Raw genomic sequence first — 2,531 nt, 5'->3', positions numbered from 1 at the left:
GCCAGCTCGCGCAGCAACGGCGGGACGAGCGGCCGTGCCCGCAGCGCCGCCCTGTCCAGCGGCGCCGCGAGCAGGGTGCCGCCGGCGGTCGCGGTGACCCGGTCGAACAGGGCGAGGCCGTCGGCCACGGACAGGGTGCGGAAGCCGCCGCGGGCCCGGTCGGCGTCGGGCAGGCCGGCGGCGAGGCCGACGGTCCAGGCGCCCCAGGCGATGGCGTGCGCCGGCAGGCCGGCCTCGCGTCGCAGCTCGACGAGGCCGTGGAGGAAGGCGTTGGCCGCGGCGTAGTTGGCCTGCCCCGGCGTGCCGAGCACACCGGCCGCCGAGGAGAACAGCACGAACCCGGCCAGGTCGAGGTCGCGGGTGGCCTCGTGGAGGTGCCAGGCCCCGTCGACCTTGGGCGCGAGCACGGCGCTGAGGCGCTCCTGGGTGAGATCGGCGACGACCCCGTCGTCGACGGCCCCGGCCGCGTGGACGACGGCGGTGAGCGGGTGGGCCGCGCCGGCCGCGCGGACCAGGGCGTGCACGGCGTCCCGGTCGGTGACGTCGCAGGGGAGGAACCGGACCTCGGGGTCCGGCTCGGCGAGGTCGGCGACCGGTTCGCGCCGGCCGGCGAGCAGGAGGTGCCGGAAGCCCCGGGCCAGGAGGTGGCGGACCAGCTCACGGCCGATGCCCCCGGTGGCGCCGGTGACCAGGACGGTGCCGTCCCGGTCCCAGGTCGTGTCGTCCGGCGTGGGGGTGGCGCGCCGCAGGCGCGGCAGGTGGACCCGGCCGTCCCGCACGGCGAGGTGGGGTTCGTCGTCGGTGAGGAACGCGGCGGCCGTCGCGGCGTCCCGGGGGTCGTGGGCGTCGAGGAGACCGAACCGGCCGGGGTGTTCGGCGGTGGCGGAGCGCACGAGGCCGGCGACGGCGGCATCGCCGGGGTCACCGGGGCGGATGCGGAACACCAGGCGGGACCGGTCGAGGCGCTCGTCGGCGAGCCAGGCCTGGACCAGGTCGAGCGCGCGGGCGGTCCGCTCGTGGGCGGCGGTGGCGAGGTCCGCCCGCTCGGCGCCGTCGGGGTCGACGACCACCACGGCCGGCGCCGGCTCGGGCAGGGCGGCGAGGTCCGCGTCGCGGTCGAGGAGGTGCACCTCGGGTTGCTGGCTGGGCGGCTGTTGGACCGGAACGAGGTCCACGGTGAACAACGCGTCGGCCGGGCCGGTGTCGGCCCGGGCGGGTGCGCGCAGGGTCAGCGAGCCGACCGACAGCACGGGCGCGCCGGCGGTGTCGGCGGCGGCGAGGGCGACGCCTCCGTGGGGCCGCGGGGTGATCCGCACCCGCAGCGTGGTCGCCCCGGTGGCGTGCAGGGACACGTCCTCCCAGGCGAACGGGAGGCGTGGTCCTGCCTCGTCGGGGGTGGCGAACGGGACGGCCTGGACGGCGGCGTCCAGCAGCGCGGGGTGCAGGCCGAACGCGGCGGCGTCCCGGGCCTGGGCCGGCAGCGCGACCTCGGCGAAGATCTCGGTGTCGCGTCGCCAGGCGGACCGCAGGCCGCGGAAGGCGGGGCCGTAGCCGAACCCGTCGGCGGCTGCGGTGTCGTAGAAGTCGGTCAGGTCGATCTCGGTCGCGTCCCGGGGCGGCCACTGCGCCGCGGTCAACGGCGGGGGCTGCTCGTCGGTCTCGGCGAGCCGGCCGGAGGCGTGCGTTGTCCAGGGCTGGTCGGGGACGTCGGCCCGCCGCGCGGTGACCGTCACCGAGCGCTGGCCGGTCTGGTCGGTGCCGACCCAGACCTGGAGCTGTGCGGCACCGGCCGCCGGCAGCTCCAGCGGGGTGAGCAGCGCCAGGTCGGCGACCCGGCCGCAGCCGACCTCGTCGCCGGCCCGGATCGCGAGCTCCAGCAGCGCCGTGCCCGGCACGACGACCGTTCCGGCGACGGCGTGGTCGGCGAGCCAGGGGTGGGTGGCGACCGAGAGCCGCCCGGTGAACAGCACGGCCGTGCCGGCAACGCTCGGGTCGGTGGTGGTGACGGTCGTCATCGCGCCGAGCAGGGGGTGGCGGGCGCGGTCGAGGCCCAGCCCGGTGGCGTCGCCGACGGGCCTCGCGGGGGGCCAGAACCGCTCGTGCCGGAAGGGGTAGGTCGGCAGGTCCACGACGGACGCACCGGTGCCGGCGAGCAGCTCGGCCCAGTCGACGGTCGCTCCGTCGACGTGCAGCGCGGCCAGGGCGCGGACCGCCGTCTCCTCCTCGTCCCGGTCTCGCCGCAGCACCGGCACCGCCACGACCTCGGGCAGGATCTCCCCCACCGCCGCGGTGAGTGACCCGTCCGGTCCCAGCTCCACCACGCGGGTCACGCCCGCCTCGCCGAGGGCGGCGACGGCGTCGGCGAACCGCACGGGCTCGCGCACCTGGCGAACCCAGTAGCCCTCGTCGAACCGGGCACCGGGGGCGACCGTGGAGACGATCGGAATGCTCGGCTCCCCCACCGGGAGTCCCTCGACCGCGGCCTGGAACTCCGCCAGCATCGGGTCCATCAACCCCGAATGAAACGCGTG

1 protein-coding gene is annotated in these 2,531 nt (G+C 77.6%); it reads right to left on the bottom strand.

Annotated features, from left to right (window positions below; genetic code table 11):
• Positions 1 to 2,510: type I polyketide synthase (locus BU204_RS37695; RefSeq protein ID WP_143230054.1), on the bottom strand; the 2,510-nt coding region annotated here is incomplete at its 3' end.
• Between the last annotated feature and the right edge of the window lie 21 nt (positions 2,511 to 2,531).

The sequence above is a fragment of the Actinophytocola xanthii genome, from assembly GCF_001921205.1.
GTDB classification, from domain to species: domain Bacteria; phylum Actinomycetota; class Actinomycetes; order Mycobacteriales; family Pseudonocardiaceae; genus Actinophytocola; species Actinophytocola xanthii.
Note: the sequence above shows the minus strand (reverse complement) of the source record. Positions and strands in the feature narration are given on the sequence as shown.